The organism is Acinetobacter johnsonii ANC 3681 (genome assembly GCF_000368805.1).
Lineage (GTDB): Bacteria > Pseudomonadota > Gammaproteobacteria > Pseudomonadales > Moraxellaceae > Acinetobacter > Acinetobacter johnsonii.
The window spans coordinates 1618562-1632414 of record NZ_KB849705.1 but is presented as its reverse complement, the minus strand read 5'-3'; the positions used below and the strand labels follow the sequence as shown (position 1 = coordinate 1632414).

At 42.4% G+C, this 13853-nt stretch carries 14 protein-coding genes; 7 read left to right on the top strand and 7 right to left on the bottom strand.

Annotation, left to right across the window (positions count from 1 at the left end; genetic code table 11):
- Position 1 precedes the first annotated feature (1 nt).
- On the top strand, positions 2–979 hold the full coding sequence (locus tag F946_RS12015; RefSeq protein WP_004982648.1) for a zinc-binding dehydrogenase: 978 nt from the start codon (positions 2–4) through the stop codon (positions 977–979).
- Positions 980–1045: 66 nt separating this feature from the next.
- Positions 1046–1399, top strand: a complete 354-nt coding sequence (locus tag F946_RS12010) for a DUF1304 domain-containing protein (protein WP_004982646.1) — start codon at positions 1046–1048, stop codon at positions 1397–1399.
- A 77-nt stretch (positions 1400–1476) separates the two neighbouring features.
- Here the strand turns inward: F946_RS12010 and F946_RS12005 are convergent, their stop codons facing one another.
- The 3 genes from F946_RS12005 to F946_RS11995 form a co-directional block, all read right to left on the bottom strand.
- Positions 1477–2172, bottom strand: coding sequence for a pirin family protein (locus F946_RS12005; protein WP_004982645.1), 696 nt, complete (start codon positions 2170–2172; stop codon positions 1477–1479).
- Between the two features lie 122 nt (positions 2173–2294).
- A complete protein-coding gene (locus tag F946_RS12000; protein WP_228128109.1) occupies positions 2295–3356 on the bottom strand; it encodes a hypothetical protein in 1062 nt (353 codons plus the stop codon).
- 81 nt (positions 3357–3437) lie between these two features.
- On the bottom strand, positions 3438–4679 hold the full coding sequence (locus tag F946_RS11995; protein ID WP_004982643.1) for a L,D-transpeptidase family protein: 1242 nt from the start codon (positions 4677–4679) through the stop codon (positions 3438–3440).
- A gap of 202 nt (positions 4680–4881) precedes the next feature.
- Here F946_RS11995 and hemE point away from each other — a divergent pair, with 202 nt between their 5' ends.
- The 5 genes from hemE to F946_RS11970 all read left to right on the top strand — a co-directional run bounded on the left by hemE (position 4882) and on the right by F946_RS11970 (position 10929).
- Positions 4882–5952, top strand: coding sequence for a uroporphyrinogen decarboxylase (gene hemE, locus F946_RS11990; protein WP_004982641.1), 1071 nt, complete (start codon positions 4882–4884; stop codon positions 5950–5952).
- A gap of 36 nt (positions 5953–5988) precedes the next feature.
- Complete coding sequence (locus F946_RS11985) at positions 5989–6786, top strand: DUF817 family protein (protein WP_171065419.1); 798 nt, start codon at positions 5989–5991, stop codon at positions 6784–6786.
- A 146-nt stretch (positions 6787–6932) separates the two neighbouring features.
- On the top strand, positions 6933–7403 hold the full coding sequence (locus F946_RS11980) for a DUF3015 family protein (protein ID WP_004695672.1): 471 nt from the start codon (positions 6933–6935) through the stop codon (positions 7401–7403).
- Positions 7404–7472: 69 nt separating this feature from the next.
- Complete coding sequence (locus F946_RS11975) at positions 7473–9356, top strand: Lnb N-terminal periplasmic domain-containing protein (RefSeq protein WP_004982635.1); 1884 nt, start codon at positions 7473–7475, stop codon at positions 9354–9356.
- A 196-nt stretch (positions 9357–9552) separates the two neighbouring features.
- A complete protein-coding gene (locus tag F946_RS11970) occupies positions 9553–10929 on the top strand; it encodes a diguanylate cyclase (protein ID WP_004982634.1) in 1377 nt (458 codons plus the stop codon).
- 56 nt (positions 10930–10985) lie between these two features.
- Here the strand turns inward: F946_RS11970 and F946_RS11965 are convergent, their stop codons facing one another.
- The 4 genes from F946_RS11965 to F946_RS11950 form a co-directional block, all read right to left on the bottom strand.
- The gene (locus tag F946_RS11965; protein ID WP_004982633.1) at positions 10986–11345 is read right to left on the bottom strand and encodes a cupin domain-containing protein; all 360 of its coding nucleotides are present in this window, start codon (positions 11343–11345) and stop codon (positions 10986–10988) included.
- A gap of 86 nt (positions 11346–11431) precedes the next feature.
- Complete coding sequence (gene folE / locus F946_RS11960) at positions 11432–11980, bottom strand: GTP cyclohydrolase I FolE (RefSeq protein ID WP_171054237.1); 549 nt, start codon at positions 11978–11980, stop codon at positions 11432–11434.
- Between the two features lie 93 nt (positions 11981–12073).
- A complete protein-coding gene (locus tag F946_RS11955; RefSeq protein WP_004982632.1) occupies positions 12074–12760 on the bottom strand; it encodes a Smr/MutS family protein in 687 nt (228 codons plus the stop codon).
- A gap of 251 nt (positions 12761–13011) precedes the next feature.
- Positions 13012–13836, bottom strand: coding sequence for an SDR family NAD(P)-dependent oxidoreductase (locus F946_RS11950; RefSeq protein ID WP_004982631.1), 825 nt, complete (start codon positions 13834–13836; stop codon positions 13012–13014).
- Positions 13837–13853: the final 17 nt, after the last annotated feature.

The window sequence follows — 13853 nt, the reverse complement described above, 5'->3', positions numbered from 1 at the left end:
AATGCAAAGTATTATTCATCACCATTTTGGTGAACCTGTTGACGTCTTGGAAGCTGCAGATATGCCGCAACCTGAACCGAAAGCGGGTGAAGTACGTATTAAAATGATTCTATCGCCAATGCATAACCACGATGTGTGGACAGTGCGTGGTAGTTATGGTTATAAACCAACACTGCCTGCAATTGGTGGTAGCGAAGCTGTGGGCGTGATTGATGCGCTTGGTGAGGGTGTACAAGGCGTATCGGTAGGGCAGCGTGTAGCAGTTGCTGCAGTTCATGGCAGTTGGGCTGAGTATTTTATTGCGCCAGCACATGGCATCGTGCCTTTAACTGACGCTATTGATGATGAAACGGCAGCGCAGTTGATTGGGATGCCGATCAGTGCACTGATGCTTTTAGATTTTATCGATTTACCAGTAGATTCGTGGTTGATTCAGAACACTGCCAATGGTGCGGTGGGTAAAACCGTGGCAATGATTGCAAAAGCGCGTGGTCAAAAGGTAATTCATTTGGTTCGCCGTACTAAGGCTGTAGCTGAAATGCAGACCTTAGGCATTCAAAATGTGGTAGCAACAGACCAAGCTGATTGGAAAGAACAAGTCAAAGCGATTCATGCAGATCAGCCACTGATCGCAGGTGTAGACTCCATTGGCGGTCAGGCCAGTGGTGAAATGTTGGCTTTGCTGAGTGAAAATAGTCTATTGGTTTCATTTGGTAGTATGACGGGTGAGACCATGCAGATTTCTTCGGGAGATCTGATTTTTAAACAAGCCACAGTCAAAGGTTTTTGGGCAAGTGTGGTGAATAAGCAATTGTCTGCTGAACGTAAAAAGGAGTTAATTGTGGAGTTATTGACGCTTGCTGCACAGAAAAAATTACTGCTGCCTGTTGAAGGCATCTTCAGCTTTGCTCAAATTAAAGATGCTGCACTGAAAGCGACGCAAGGCGCACGTCAGGGTAAAGTACTTTTGAAACCCTAAGAGTTTCGACCTAGATCAGCTGTGAAGCTGATCTAGCATCATTCATCAAAAATAAGGATAAAACGTATGATGGGACAAATTTTAATTACTTTAATTGCACTGTTGCATGTGTATATTTTAGTTTTAGAGATGTTTTTATGGGATAAGCCCTATGGCTTAAAGGCCTTTGGCAATACGCCTGAAAAAGCACAACTGACTAAAATCATGGCGCAAAATCAGGGTTTATACAATGGTTTCTTGGCTGCAGGTTTATTTTGGGCATTATGTGCACCTGAAACTTATGCACTGCCACTGGCCAATTTCTTTTTAGGCTGCGTTTTGGTTGCTGGGATTTATGGTGGGTTGACCGCCAGTAAGAAAATTATCTACATCCAAGCCTTACCTGCTGCTGTAGCGTTACTTGCGGTGAACTTTCTCTAAGCTAAATGAAAAAATGCTTGAGTTCTGCATTAAAAAAGCCAACGTCGAGACGTTGGCTTTTTATTGTGAGTGATGACTTATCTGACTTCAGGCAAATCAAACCAAATCATTTGTGCATCTTCCAAGGCTTTAACGTCACTTGCTTCTAAGAACGCAATTGCGTCACCTGCATGAAGAGTATGTTCTGCAACTTGGATTGAACCTGAAATCACATGCACGTAGTTAATATGCTGTGTAGCTTTAACTTCTAGTATTTGATCTTTCTCAATTACAGCGGTTTTGACTTCGGCATCTTGACGAATATGCATTGCAGCATTGTCATTTGGACCACAGATCACATACCATTGATTTGGTTGCTCATGCGGATCAAGACGAATCTGTTGATAGGTTGGCGCTGCATCTCTTTGATTTGGGGTAATCCAAATTTGTAGCAAATGTACTGGCTCATCACCCTGATTCATTTCACTGTGCTGTACACCCGTACCTGCACTCATCAGTTGCCATTCACCTGCAGAAATACCGCCGTGGTTGCCCATGCTGTCTTTATGGGTGATGGTGCCTTTGATCACACAGGTCAAGATTTCCATATTGTCATGGGGGTGTTGTCCAAAACCTTGATGGCCCGCGATCACGTCGTCATTGATGACACGTAGAGCACTCACGCCCATATATTTAGGGTTATACCAACTGCCAAAAGAAAAGCTGTGTTTAGACTCTAGCCAACCGATATTGACATGACCGCGGTCTTGACTGCGATGAATGAAAGCATCCATTTTGAACTCCAATCTTATTTTTAATCTATGGAGTAATTTTAGCGTTTTATATTTATCGCTAAAATAGTGAATTTGCAATGTTGCGTTTCAATATTGAAATGATTAAACGCAACATAGCAGTCTTAGTCTAAATCACAATACCGCACACGGAAATCTTTCCAGACGTAGTTTTTGCCTTGAGCATATTCAGCTAAAAATTGTTGATGCAACTTCGGCTGCTGTTGCATCCAGTCATTGCCCCATTTCACATCGAGTGGAGCTGCTTTGTCTTTAAAAACAAAATAGTCATCAAGGCAAGTACTGCTTTCAACGGAGAGTGGTACATCTTGATCATCGAGATAATTTTCATAATTAATCGAGTTGGGTGGATTCTTTAAGAACACTTTGTCACTGGCGGTGAGCAGAACTTTTTGTTCAAAGTGCTTCAATTGACCTTGTTTGTATTCATAGCGGGTTTCAAGGTTATAAGGGTGTACGGTTTGGTAGTCGCCTGGGGACTTGGTGCTGTATTCCAGTATTACATTATTATAATCCGATGAGTCCTCGTCCCATTTGGGGCCAAAACTCATCCCATCTTCAATGGCAGGAGCCACAAATTGTACGCGGTGAAGCTGTTTGCCATTCGTGTCGATTTCAATAATTTCATAGCTGTATCGGTAGCGATTGTTGGCATAGATGGCGTTCATGGCCGCATTGGCTTTCAACTCTGTAGGGGTATAGGCATAGCGAGTACGAAATATCAGAGCGAAATGCTGAGCGACAGGCATAATCGAAAACAGCTCATAATCTTTGACGGTGTTGTTGAATTGGGGCTGTAGGGTGATTTTTTCTCGATTTTCAGCATAAGCCTCGCCTATTGAAAAAACTGCAGAGTGGGGCGAGTTTAAATAAAGCAGTTTAGGCTTTTGCCCCGTTCGAATCGCGTAATAGTGAATCGGAGATTTGCCTGCGATGACATAATAGCGTGCATTCAAAAGTGGATCTCTGAGGCTATCTTGCTCTGGAATGTATTGCGGATGACGGATTTTTTCATGATCATCCAGACTGTCGAATGGATTGTCAGATTCCACCACATAAGCAGAAGCATCCACGCTGGTCACTATTTCTTCATCTAATTCGGCAAAGCTATAAGTTGAGAAAGATAGTAAGCAGGCCACGGGCAGTATTATTTTTAAAGCATTCATCGTCATTTTTATATTGTTGTAATTGAAAAAAGGTGCTCTCAAGAGAACACCTTTTATAGCGTAAATGCCTTAGAAAGCCAATTATTCTAAGAATTTAACCGTTACACCTGACTTCACTTTTTTGCCAAGATCATTGGCATCCCAGTTGGTCAAACGGATACAACCGTGTGATGCTGTTTTAGAAATAGCAGAAGGGTTTGGCGTACCGTGGATACCAAATGATTTTTTGCTTAAACCAATCCAGATATTCCCTACAGGACCGTTTGGACCCGGTGGTAGAGAAAGTGGTTTTAAGTTTTTGCCCTGTACAAAGTTACTTGGCGAGTAGCTATACCATGGATTTGGTGCAACACCAGTGACTTTATAGGTACCCGCTGGCGATGGAGTGTCCGAGCTACCAATGGTTGCAGGGAAAGAACCAATCATTTGGTTGCGGCTGTTAAATAAATACAGCTGTTTTGCACCTTTGTGTGCAACAATCAAATGAATGTCTTCTGGCACTTCATTGCGGATATTGGCCACAATAATTTTTTCGCCCGCTTTTTTGAAGGTTGCTTTTGGATTTAACTTCTGCAAGAAGTCTTCATCCATATGGAACTTTTCACCCAACATTTCAGTCACGCGAGTGTAATACAAACCTTTCATTTTGGCTTGTAGTGCATAATCGCGTGGAATTGATGCGGCATAAGGACCTTTTAGGTCTGCTTCGGTAATGGTGTATTCAATAAATGCAGGCTTAGAACCTTGGCTTGCCAGTAGGGCATCCCAAGTTTCTTTGGTTAAAGTGCCTGTTGCTTTTAAACCGCTCATTTGCTGGAACGAAGCAATGGCTTTGAGGGTATTTTTACCGCTCATGCCATCAATTGCACCCGGAGACGCATGTGCATTATTCAGCATCACGTGAGCACGTGCATAGACAGGGAATTGGCCTTTACCAATATTGTCAAACCATTCTGCACTGTTTAGACCATTTAATGTCCACGATGCTTTAGCCGCAGCAGGATTGGTCGTCGTGGTGGTCGGTGCAGGGGTGGTTTTGCTTGGTGCAGCACCAACGTCAGCGGTTTTATCTTCAGATTGTTCAAGTTGATCTAAAGTTTGCGAAGCTTGGTTTAAGTCTGCTTGTTCTTTTGCTGTAATTTGGCTATTTGCAACCGCAGTAGAAGCTGAAGCGACATCTGTTGCTAAAGGATCAATAGGATCTTGAACTGAAGTATCAATGATCTTTTTTGGCGTCAAGGGTTGTTCAGTAGTAGATGCAGCAAACGCTGTACCAGCAAGAATGCAACTTAAACTCATCGCGAGTATTGTGCGAACGAACATGTAATTCAACCTTAAGAATTATTCATTTACAAAGTAAAAACTAGTGAAGTATTACAGAAAAAAGATGGAGATGCAGTATTTGTTTTGTGTAAATATTCGTTTGCATCTTTGTCCTGATCGAATTTTAGTGTTATGAGAAGTTATTAAAAATTCGACCTTTTTGTTATGATGGTGAGCAAATTTAATTGAGATGGGAAAGTAAATGACGACGCTTAAAAATGATCGTTTTCTACGTGCTTTATTACGTGAACCTGTAGATACCACACCCGTCTGGATGATGCGTCAAGCAGGGCGTTATTTACCTGAATATCGTGCAACCCGTGCACAAGCGGGTGATTTCCTTTCGCTGTGTAAAAATAACGAATTTGCGTGTGAAGTAACTTTACAGCCTTTACGTCGTTATGAGCTCGACGCTGCCATTTTATTTTCAGATATTTTAACTGTACCCGATGCTTTGGGTTTAGGGCTGTATTTTGAAGCTGGGGAAGGGCCTAAATTTCATAAAACAGTTCGTACTGAACAAGATGTGGCGAACTTACCTCAGTTTAATGCCGCGTCTGATCTCGACTATGTGATGAATGCGGTCAAGACGATCCGTTCAGCGCTTGGCGGCCAAGTGCCATTAATTGGTTTTTCAGGCAGTCCTTGGACGCTGGCAACTTATATGGTTGAAGGCGGTTCGAGCAAAGATTTCCGTTTCACCAAGCAAATGATGTATGCGCAACCTGAAGTTTTACATGCATTGCTTGATCGTTTGGCTGATGCGGTGATTGATTATCTAAATGCGCAAATTGATGCAGGTGCTCAAGCCGTACAGATTTTTGACAGCTGGGGCGGGGCATTGGCACACCGTGAATATTTAGAATTTTCTTTAAAATACATGCAAAAAATTGTTGCAGGTTTAAAGCGTGAAAATGAAGGACGTAAAGTGCCTGTGATTTTATTCACCAAAGGTGGCGGTCAGTGGCTAGAGCCAATGGTGGCAACAGGGGCGGATGCTTTTGGTCTAGATTGGACGACGTCATTGAATGTGGCTCGCCAAACGGTGGCTGGCCGTGCGGCACTGCAAGGTAACTTAGACCCTGCAACATTATATGGTTCGCATGACACCATCGTGAAAGCCACCAAAACTATGTTAGATGACGCTTATGCAGGCGGTGAGAAAACAGGTTATGTTGCAAACTTAGGTCACGGCATTACTCAATGGGTTGACCCTGAAAACCCGAAAGCCTTTATTGATACTGTGCATGAATACAGTGCCAAATACCTCTAAGTTTCACAGCTTCAATTCAATTAGGGTTCATGCGTGATCACGATTTTAAAATCATGTTTTGAGTTCTCATCTAAGGCAGCTTCGGCTGCCTTATTTGGGATATTGCTGTTATTGGCTTTTGCCTTCACAGCCAGTATGGGGAGTCAGGAATATTTCGGCTTTTTCCGTTATGACTATCTACTGTTTTATGCCGTGCTGATTCAAGTTTGTCTGCTGTATTTAAAACTGGAGTCTTGGGCCGAGGCCAAAGTGATTGCGCTATTTCATGTGATGGCAATGGTGATGGAAATCTTTTTGACCCATCCGCAAATTGCATCTTGGCAGTATCCGCATCCCGCCGTGTTTAAAATTTTAACAGTGCCTTTGTTTGCAGGTTTTATGTATTCGGCTGTGGGCAGTTTTTTTGCGCGTTCATTACGTCTTTATCATGTTTCTTTTGAACACTTGCCCCGTTTCTCCGCCATGCTGACATTGGCGGTGTTGTCTTATATCAACTTTATGTCCAAATTTTTTGTTCCAGATATTCGTTATCTTTTGTTTGCGTGGAGCATAGTGCTGTTTTGGAAAACCAAGATTGGCTTTGAATTGCAGCAGCATCGTTTTTACCTGCCGATGTTACCCGTGCTTTTACTGTTGGCCTTTATTATTTGGATTGCGGAAAATATCAGTACGTTTTACCAAATCTGGCTGTACCCAAGTCAAGTCGATGCATGGCATATAGTCGGTTGGGGTAAGTTGGGTTCTTGGTATTTATTGCTACTGCTCAGTCTGGTGTTGGTGCTAAAGATTTTAGGGAAACGAGACCTACGTGGCAGTTGGTCCTTATACCGCTAAAGCACATTTTTAAATATTCACTTCACTTTAGTATAAATTGTTTTGCGTTATGCGCTTGTTACCGCTATCTTACAAGGGTGTAGCTCAAAATACACACAATAGGAACAATAAAAATACTCGGAGATAATCGAGTCTGGAGAAACCTTATGTTGAAAAAAATAGCATTGGCTGCGGTTTTGGCTGTTGGTTCTACCGCTACATTTGCAGATAATGACGTCGGTTGTGGTATTGGTTCACAAATTTGGGCTGGCCAGTCTGGTAAAGTCGCTAAAATTTTAGCGGGTACAACCAATGGTCTTTTCGCTAACCAACTTTTCGGTATTACCTTTGGTACTTTAGGTTGTAGCGGTACGGGTACTGTGACTGCTCAGGCAGTAACATTTACCAACGAAAATGCGGAAGCATTGGCGCGTGATATGGCAGTCGGTGAGGGCGAAAGTCTAAATGTACTGGCTGAATTACTGAACATCCAGTCTGAAGATAAAGCACGTTTCTTTGAAGTGTCTAAACAAAACTTCGCAAAAATCTATTCAGCTGAAAACCAAGATGCGCTTCAAGTATTAGCATCTTTACAAGCAGTCATGGCAACGGATAGCGTATTAAAAGCATACGTTTAATTGCACCATAAAACCCTGCCATTCAGGCAGGGTTTTTCATATCTAAAAAAGAAGAATAGCTAACACTGCATGAAATCTGTTGTCCTCCTCTTTAGTGTGCTATTCAGCACCAGCATCTTTGCTCAAGCACCTAGCTCAGCCGAGTTTTATATTGAAAAAGCACAGCAGCTGAAGCTAGCCTCAAATGTGACTTGGCAACGTTTGATGTATGCCAATGTTTCAGGACAAAGTGAAGTCACTTACCGTCCATTTTTTTATAGCGAACACGGACAAACTCAGCTCAAACAAGAGCTTGATACCAATATTGCAGCACTTTTTACCCCAGCCGAAGCCAATCAATCGATTCAGTGTCGCTTTCCGGCACGTTCAAAATGGCTCATAGGACAACTGAATATTGCATCAAACCAACTGCCTAAAGCCTCATGTCCTGAGCTGGATGAGTGGCTTGGGCAAATTAAGCCGTATAAGGCGACTTTAATTTACGCTACGGACTTTATGGGCAATCCCAGTTCGATGTTTGGGCATACCCTGTTAAGGCTTGATCCTAAAGACCAAAAACAGCTGAACTTAGTTTCTTATGCCGTGAATTATGCAGCGACAGTGGCCAATAGCGATAGCTTTTCTTTTGCATGGAAGGGCTTAACCGGGCAGTACCCAGGTGAGTACTCACTCATGCCGTACTATCGAAAAGTGAAAGAATATGGTGATTTGGAAAGCCGCGATTTGTGGGAGTACGAGTTAGCCCTGACGCCAGAAGAAACCAAAACCATGGTTGAGCATATTTGGGAACTCAAGCATGTGCAATTTCCTTACTATTTTATCAGTGATAACTGCGCCTATCGTTTACTGGGTTTAATTGATTTGGTACGGCCAGAGGTCAACCTACAAAAACAATTTAAAACCGCTGCGATTCCTGTTGAGACTATTAAGGCGGTCGATGAAAACCATCTAATTGCAGAAAGTGTTTACCGTCCAGCTTTAGAAACTCAGTTGTTGGCACAAGCCAAACAACACGGACAAGCCTTGGCATCGGCTGCGCATCAGGTTGCGCAACTTGAACCTGCTCAAATGCAAGATTATTTGAATCGCTACGCCTTGGTGGATCAGGCACGTATTTTAGAAATGGCTTATGACCATGTGTATTTACAGTTAATTGCACAAAAGATTGCGGCAGAAGACGCCCAACCGCGTATTCGACAACTGCTGGGTTTGCGGAGTCAGATTGACTTGGAAAAGCAACGTCAAGTAGTCGAAGCGCCAAAAGTAGATCCGGTAAAAGGCCACCATGCGCGAACCGTTCAGTTTGAAGCGGGTGAAATACAAGGTGACACTTATTTCCGACTGAGCCATCGTCAGGCCTATCATGACTTGATTGACCCACAAGGCGGTTTCCGTTTGGGTACACAGCTTAAGTTTCTAGAAGGCAGTCTCGAATACCGTGATGATCGACTAAAACTGCAAGAGCTAAATGTGCTGGAGGTCAATGCCTACAGTCCACTGACTGCCTTTAAAACACCATTAAGCTGGGGGTTTAACATGGGTTGGCAACAAGAGGCACTAGATCGAGATGGTGCATTTAGTGAACAGGATCAACACGGTGTATTCAATCTATCCAGTCAGTTTGGCTATAGTGTGGCAGATCAAGAGCGTCAACATTTATGCTATGCACAATTGCAAAATCATGTTCAAGCAGGTAAAGCTTTAGACCGAGGTTGGCGCGTGGGACTTGGGCCAACGGTAGGCTGCCAGAACATCTGGAGTGAACATATCAATAGTTTGGTACAGGTCGAGCTGCCATATTGGGAAGATAGCCATCAATGGCAAGTCAGACTGAATACACAGTTGCAATATTTATTCAATCAGCAAAATGCGTTGAGGCTTCATTGGCAGTATCAACAGCAAAAAGGCAAAGATTGGGATCAGACGGGTTTGAGTTATATCCATTTCTTTTAGTTCGATCCTCTTTTCAAAGCTCCAATAATGGGGCTTTTTTTATGAAAGTCATTGCCGTTAAAACAACCAAACGTGAGCCTTACTTTTTATAAAGCGCTGAAAATGAAAGCTGATGGTGAAAATAAGTATTGAAATTTGTTATATTAATCACATAAATGTCTAGTAAGTCTCAAAAATATATAAATAGGTAAGTTTTATGAATGATGAATGCATGGCTAAATTGGCCGAGCAATGGGGGAAAATTTGCCAACATTATTCAGTGAATGATCACGTTAAAGCGCAAAATTTTATTCAGCAGCATTCGTCTGTATTGGTCAATGAATTTTATAGCAATATTGTCTTGGAGCCTGAGGCTGCAGATTTTTTTAAAGATGACATCATTCAACAACGTTTAAAAAACAGTTTAAACCAATGGCTCATTGAAAGTTTCGACGTGGCTGTGAATGAAGCTTATTATGCAGCAGTTGAAAAACAACAAAAAGTTGGGCAGGTACATGCGCGGGTGGGCATTCCTTCTTGGTTGATCATGCGCGGTATTCGTGAGATTGAAAACAAGATCTTGGAACTCTTGGCTGGACTTCCGCTAGAAAACAACCACTACATGCTAAGTTATATGCTGCAAATTATGGGCTTTGCGACAGAAATTATGTGCAGATCCTATGAAGCCAATGCAGAGCGGAGCCATGAAGTTAAGCATAGCTATCGTTTATTTTCTGCAATGCAAGATGTCGCAGTACAAAAAGATAAGCAGCGCAGCATTTTGCTCGACTGGGAAAATGAGTTGATGTTCAAAGTTTTCTCCGAGCATCCGCAGTTGCAACATATTGCTTTGTCTAAGTCGGAATTTGGTCTATGGTTTGTGCATAAAGCAGCGTATGCCTTTACAGGTGCAGAGCAGGTGGAGACCATTATCAGGCTGATTCAACAGGTCGATACCCTCAATTTTGACGTGCTCGACTGTCAGGATCAGACTCAGAAAGTTGAACGCATTCAAGAAATTCGTGACGTGAACCGACAGATTCAGCATTTGGTCGATCAACTGTTTCAAGTGACCGAATATATAGACTCAGGCAATGACTCACTGACTCAGCTGTTAAACCGTCGTTATTTAAGTACGATTGTGTCGCGTGAAATTAATTTTGCCCGTAAAAATGATGCAGCGCTGAGCCTATTGGCAATCGACGCGGATTATTTCAAACGTATCAACGATAAATATGGGCATACCGCAGGGGACTTGGCACTGCGTTTTATTGCTGAAGTCTTGTTAGATGTTGCCAAGGGTAGTGACTATGCCTTCCGTGTCGGTGGCGAAGAGTTCTTATTGCTGTTGGTCGACAGTGATCTCACGCGTGCTTTACAAATCGCTGAAACGATCCGTATGCGGATACAGGAAACCCCAATTCGTACCGCTCATGGGCAAAGTTTTAGTTTTACCGTCAGTATTGGCTGTACGGTTTATAATGGTCATCCTGACTATCAACGCTTTTTAGACACTGCCGATTCGGCACTCTATGCTGCCAAAAATAAAGGGCGTAACTGTATTCATGTGACTGAAAAAGTCCTGAGTGTTTAAAGCTCAGACTTAAACACGAACTATTCTAAGACGTTTCAAATCGGTTGTTGAGGTTTTTATACCTCAACAATCACATAGTATTTTTTTACAGCTTCAACCACTTCAAATGTGCCGATAAAACTCGGTGGAATAATTCCTGCCTGACCTGCTGTGACTTCAATGAAGTCTTGAGTGTGGGCATCATGAATACGGATGATGCCTTCCATCACTTGAAAAAATTCTTGTTTATTGTCGGAAAATTGAATATTCCATGAGCCAACTTCACAGTGCCAAATCCCGCAGCCCATGTGTGGGTGTTCATATAGACTATAGGTCTGGCGCTGTGGATTGCCTTGAACCAAACGGTCTGGACGTGGAAAATCAATACTCTGTTCGCCTTGGGTCAAACCATGACCTGCTAACCAAATTGCTGACATTGCGTATTCCTCTAAACAAAAAATGAATCGTTCAATGATATATGCATAAAAAAAGCCCCAACAGAGGTTGAGGCTTTATGTTTCAATTAATAGCTTTCAGGGACTGCACTTAAAAACTCGCGGCGCTCTTCTTTATTGGTTTTAAAGTCACCAATAAAGGAAACGGTACGTGTAGTCGATTCTTGTTTGCCGACGCCGCGCATCATCATGCACATATGTGCCGAATCAATCATGACTGCCACACCGCGTGCACCCGTCACTTCTGCAACCGCTTCTGCAATCTGCTGCGTCAGATTTTCTTGAATCTGTAAACGGCGTGCAAACATTTCGGTAATGCGTGCAAATTTAGAGAGTCCAAGGACGTTGCCTTCAGGTAAATATGCAATATGTACGCGACCATAAAAAGGCAATAAATGGTGTTCACAGAGTGAATAAAACTCGATATTTTTAACCAGTACCATTTCACGGTTGTCCGATGGGAACACCGCATTGTTGGTCACTTCTTCTAAGCTTTTGCTATAACCAGACGTTAAATACGAAAAAGCTTTAGCAGCACGCATAGGCGTATCGAGGAGACCTGGACGGGTTAGGTCTTCACCAACGGCAGTTAAGATGTTAGCGTAGGATTGCTGCATAGACATAAGACGTGTTCACTTACACTGATATTGAACAAGGACGGCATTGTAGCAGAAAACTATTCCAATGCCTTATTTTGGACAAAAATCCGATTACTGTTTAAACTTTGGGTTCTTCTCGCTTCGTTTTAGCAACACTAAAACTGCACCTGTGCCACCTTGCTTCTCTGGCGCACTGACAAAAGCCAGCACATCGCGGTGTTGACGCAGCCAACCATTCACATAGGTTTTTAAAATGGCTTCCGGACCTTTGCCGTGCACAATTTTAATGACATTTTGATTTTCATCTTTGGCCATTTGAATGACTTGTAAAACTGCGACACGGGCTTCTTCAACGGTGCAACCATGCAAGTCGACTGCTTCAAACCAACGAATGTTACCCGCTTTTAAATCTTCAAATACTTTGTGTTGCAGCGTAGCAATGCGATAACTGAGCGCGGCTTGGCTCGCGACAGGGTTGAGCATTGCTTGAGTATCGGATAGCTCAGTTGCATCGGTATGCATTGGGCCTTCAGCCGCTGCACGTTTTGCTAAAGTTTGTGCATCGATTTTTTTCTTTGGATTTTTTTCTATTTTGGCAATGTTCGCAGTCTCCATTTTTTGGACACCTTGCATTTGTTTTTGAAACAACGCGAAATCATCTTCTGGCTCGGGCGGAGCAACTTGAGCTTGGGCCTCAGACTGTTTGATGGCAGTCGAATGCGGATTGGTGATTTGCTTTTTAAAGTCTTTCAGTAAATTAAACTGTTCTTTAGAAAGCGATGAATCATGTTTGCTCATAGTGTCAGAAAAATACGCAAAATAAGAAATTAGGCGATAATTATAGTCTGATTTTCCCTATATTTGAACTGAATTGCATTCATAGAGATTTGCAAAAAATTGCATATCAAATGGCTAATAGTATTCTGCGGGGTGCTCAAGAGAACTGCTGTTCTGTAAGAACTTAAAATGATTGAACCCGAGCAACCATGCTACCTAGATAGAAAATGATCCACTCGGGTTCAGGTTTGGCATGCTAAGTCAGTCGTACCTTAACTTGCACGTAAATTACTGAGAATTTTATCTAGTTTTTTGTCAATTTGACCACGGAAGGTATTCGGTAGTAAACGCGATACTTTAATAAGAAGACGTACTTGTGTACCTGGAATGATCATGAAATCAGAAGATAAAATACCATTGTAAATTTCTTTAGATGCCTTATCTAGAGGCATACTGCCACCCAGCTGTTTCAAAGCAGCTGTTACAGGCGAGCCGTGTTTACGCTCTTCAGTCACCAACGGCGTATCAATTTCAGGTGGGCATACCACGGCAATATCAATGTTTTGGCTGCGTAGCTCCATACGGAGTACTTCAGCTAGGCCAACCACACCAAATTTAGAAGAACAATAACCTGTATAGCCATAACAACCGAGCAACCCAGATGCTGAAGCAATGAAGACAACTTTAGGGCGTCTGCCTTGTTGGGTAGTTTGTTTTAAATAAGGTAATGCAGCATGAGCAACGTTACGGCTACCGACCAGGTTAATATTAATTTGGCGTAAAAACTCTTCAGAACTCATATCTTCAAAAGATTTTGCAATCACAATACCAGCAGAATTGATTACAAGATCAGGTGTACCCGCTGCAGTAACTGCTTCAGCAAATGCCTTTTCCAAATTGCTTTCATTTTGTACATCAATTTCAAAACCATGTACCGATGGTGACTGTTTATTTAATTCAGTTAGTGCTTGCTCAATACCCGTATGGGCAAAAATACAAACCTGATATTTATCTTTTAATAACAGTTTGCTTAATGCAAGGCCGATACCGCTGCTGCCGCCTGTTACCCATGCTGTTCTAGATGTATTGTTTTTCATTTAAGAATCCTTCTAAA

What these genes read in the sequence shown, in the direction of transcription:
- F946_RS11950 (WP_004982631.1), bottom strand. Translation starts at nt 13,836, where the DNA reads ATGAAAAACAATACATCTAGAACAGCATGGGTAACAGGCGGCAGCAGC.
- F946_RS12005 (WP_004982645.1), bottom strand. Translation starts at nt 2,172, where the DNA reads ATGGATGCTTTCATTCATCGCAGTCAAGACCGCGGTCATGTCAATATC.
- F946_RS11995 (WP_004982643.1), bottom strand. Translation starts at nt 4,679, where the DNA reads ATGTTCGTTCGCACAATACTCGCGATGAGTTTAAGTTGCATTCTTGCT.
- F946_RS12010 (WP_004982646.1), top strand. Translation starts at nt 1,046, where the DNA reads ATGATGGGACAAATTTTAATTACTTTAATTGCACTGTTGCATGTGTAT.
- F946_RS11975 (WP_004982635.1), top strand. Translation starts at nt 7,473, where the DNA reads ATGAAATCTGTTGTCCTCCTCTTTAGTGTGCTATTCAGCACCAGCATC.
- F946_RS12000 (WP_228128109.1), bottom strand. Translation starts at nt 3,356, where the DNA reads ATGAATGCTTTAAAAATAATACTGCCCGTGGCCTGCTTACTATCTTTC.
- F946_RS11980 (WP_004695672.1), top strand. Translation starts at nt 6,933, where the DNA reads ATGTTGAAAAAAATAGCATTGGCTGCGGTTTTGGCTGTTGGTTCTACC.
- F946_RS11970 (WP_004982634.1), top strand. Translation starts at nt 9,553, where the DNA reads ATGAATGATGAATGCATGGCTAAATTGGCCGAGCAATGGGGGAAAATT.
- F946_RS12015 (WP_004982648.1), top strand. Translation starts at nt 2, where the DNA reads ATGCAAAGTATTATTCATCACCATTTTGGTGAACCTGTTGACGTCTTG.
- F946_RS11965 (WP_004982633.1), bottom strand. Translation starts at nt 11,345, where the DNA reads ATGTCAGCAATTTGGTTAGCAGGTCATGGTTTGACCCAAGGCGAACAG.
- F946_RS11955 (WP_004982632.1), bottom strand. Translation starts at nt 12,760, where the DNA reads ATGAGCAAACATGATTCATCGCTTTCTAAAGAACAGTTTAATTTACTG.
- hemE (WP_004982641.1), top strand. Translation starts at nt 4,882, where the DNA reads ATGACGACGCTTAAAAATGATCGTTTTCTACGTGCTTTATTACGTGAA.
- folE (WP_171054237.1), bottom strand. Translation starts at nt 11,980, where the DNA reads ATGCAGCAATCCTACGCTAACATCTTAACTGCCGTTGGTGAAGACCTA.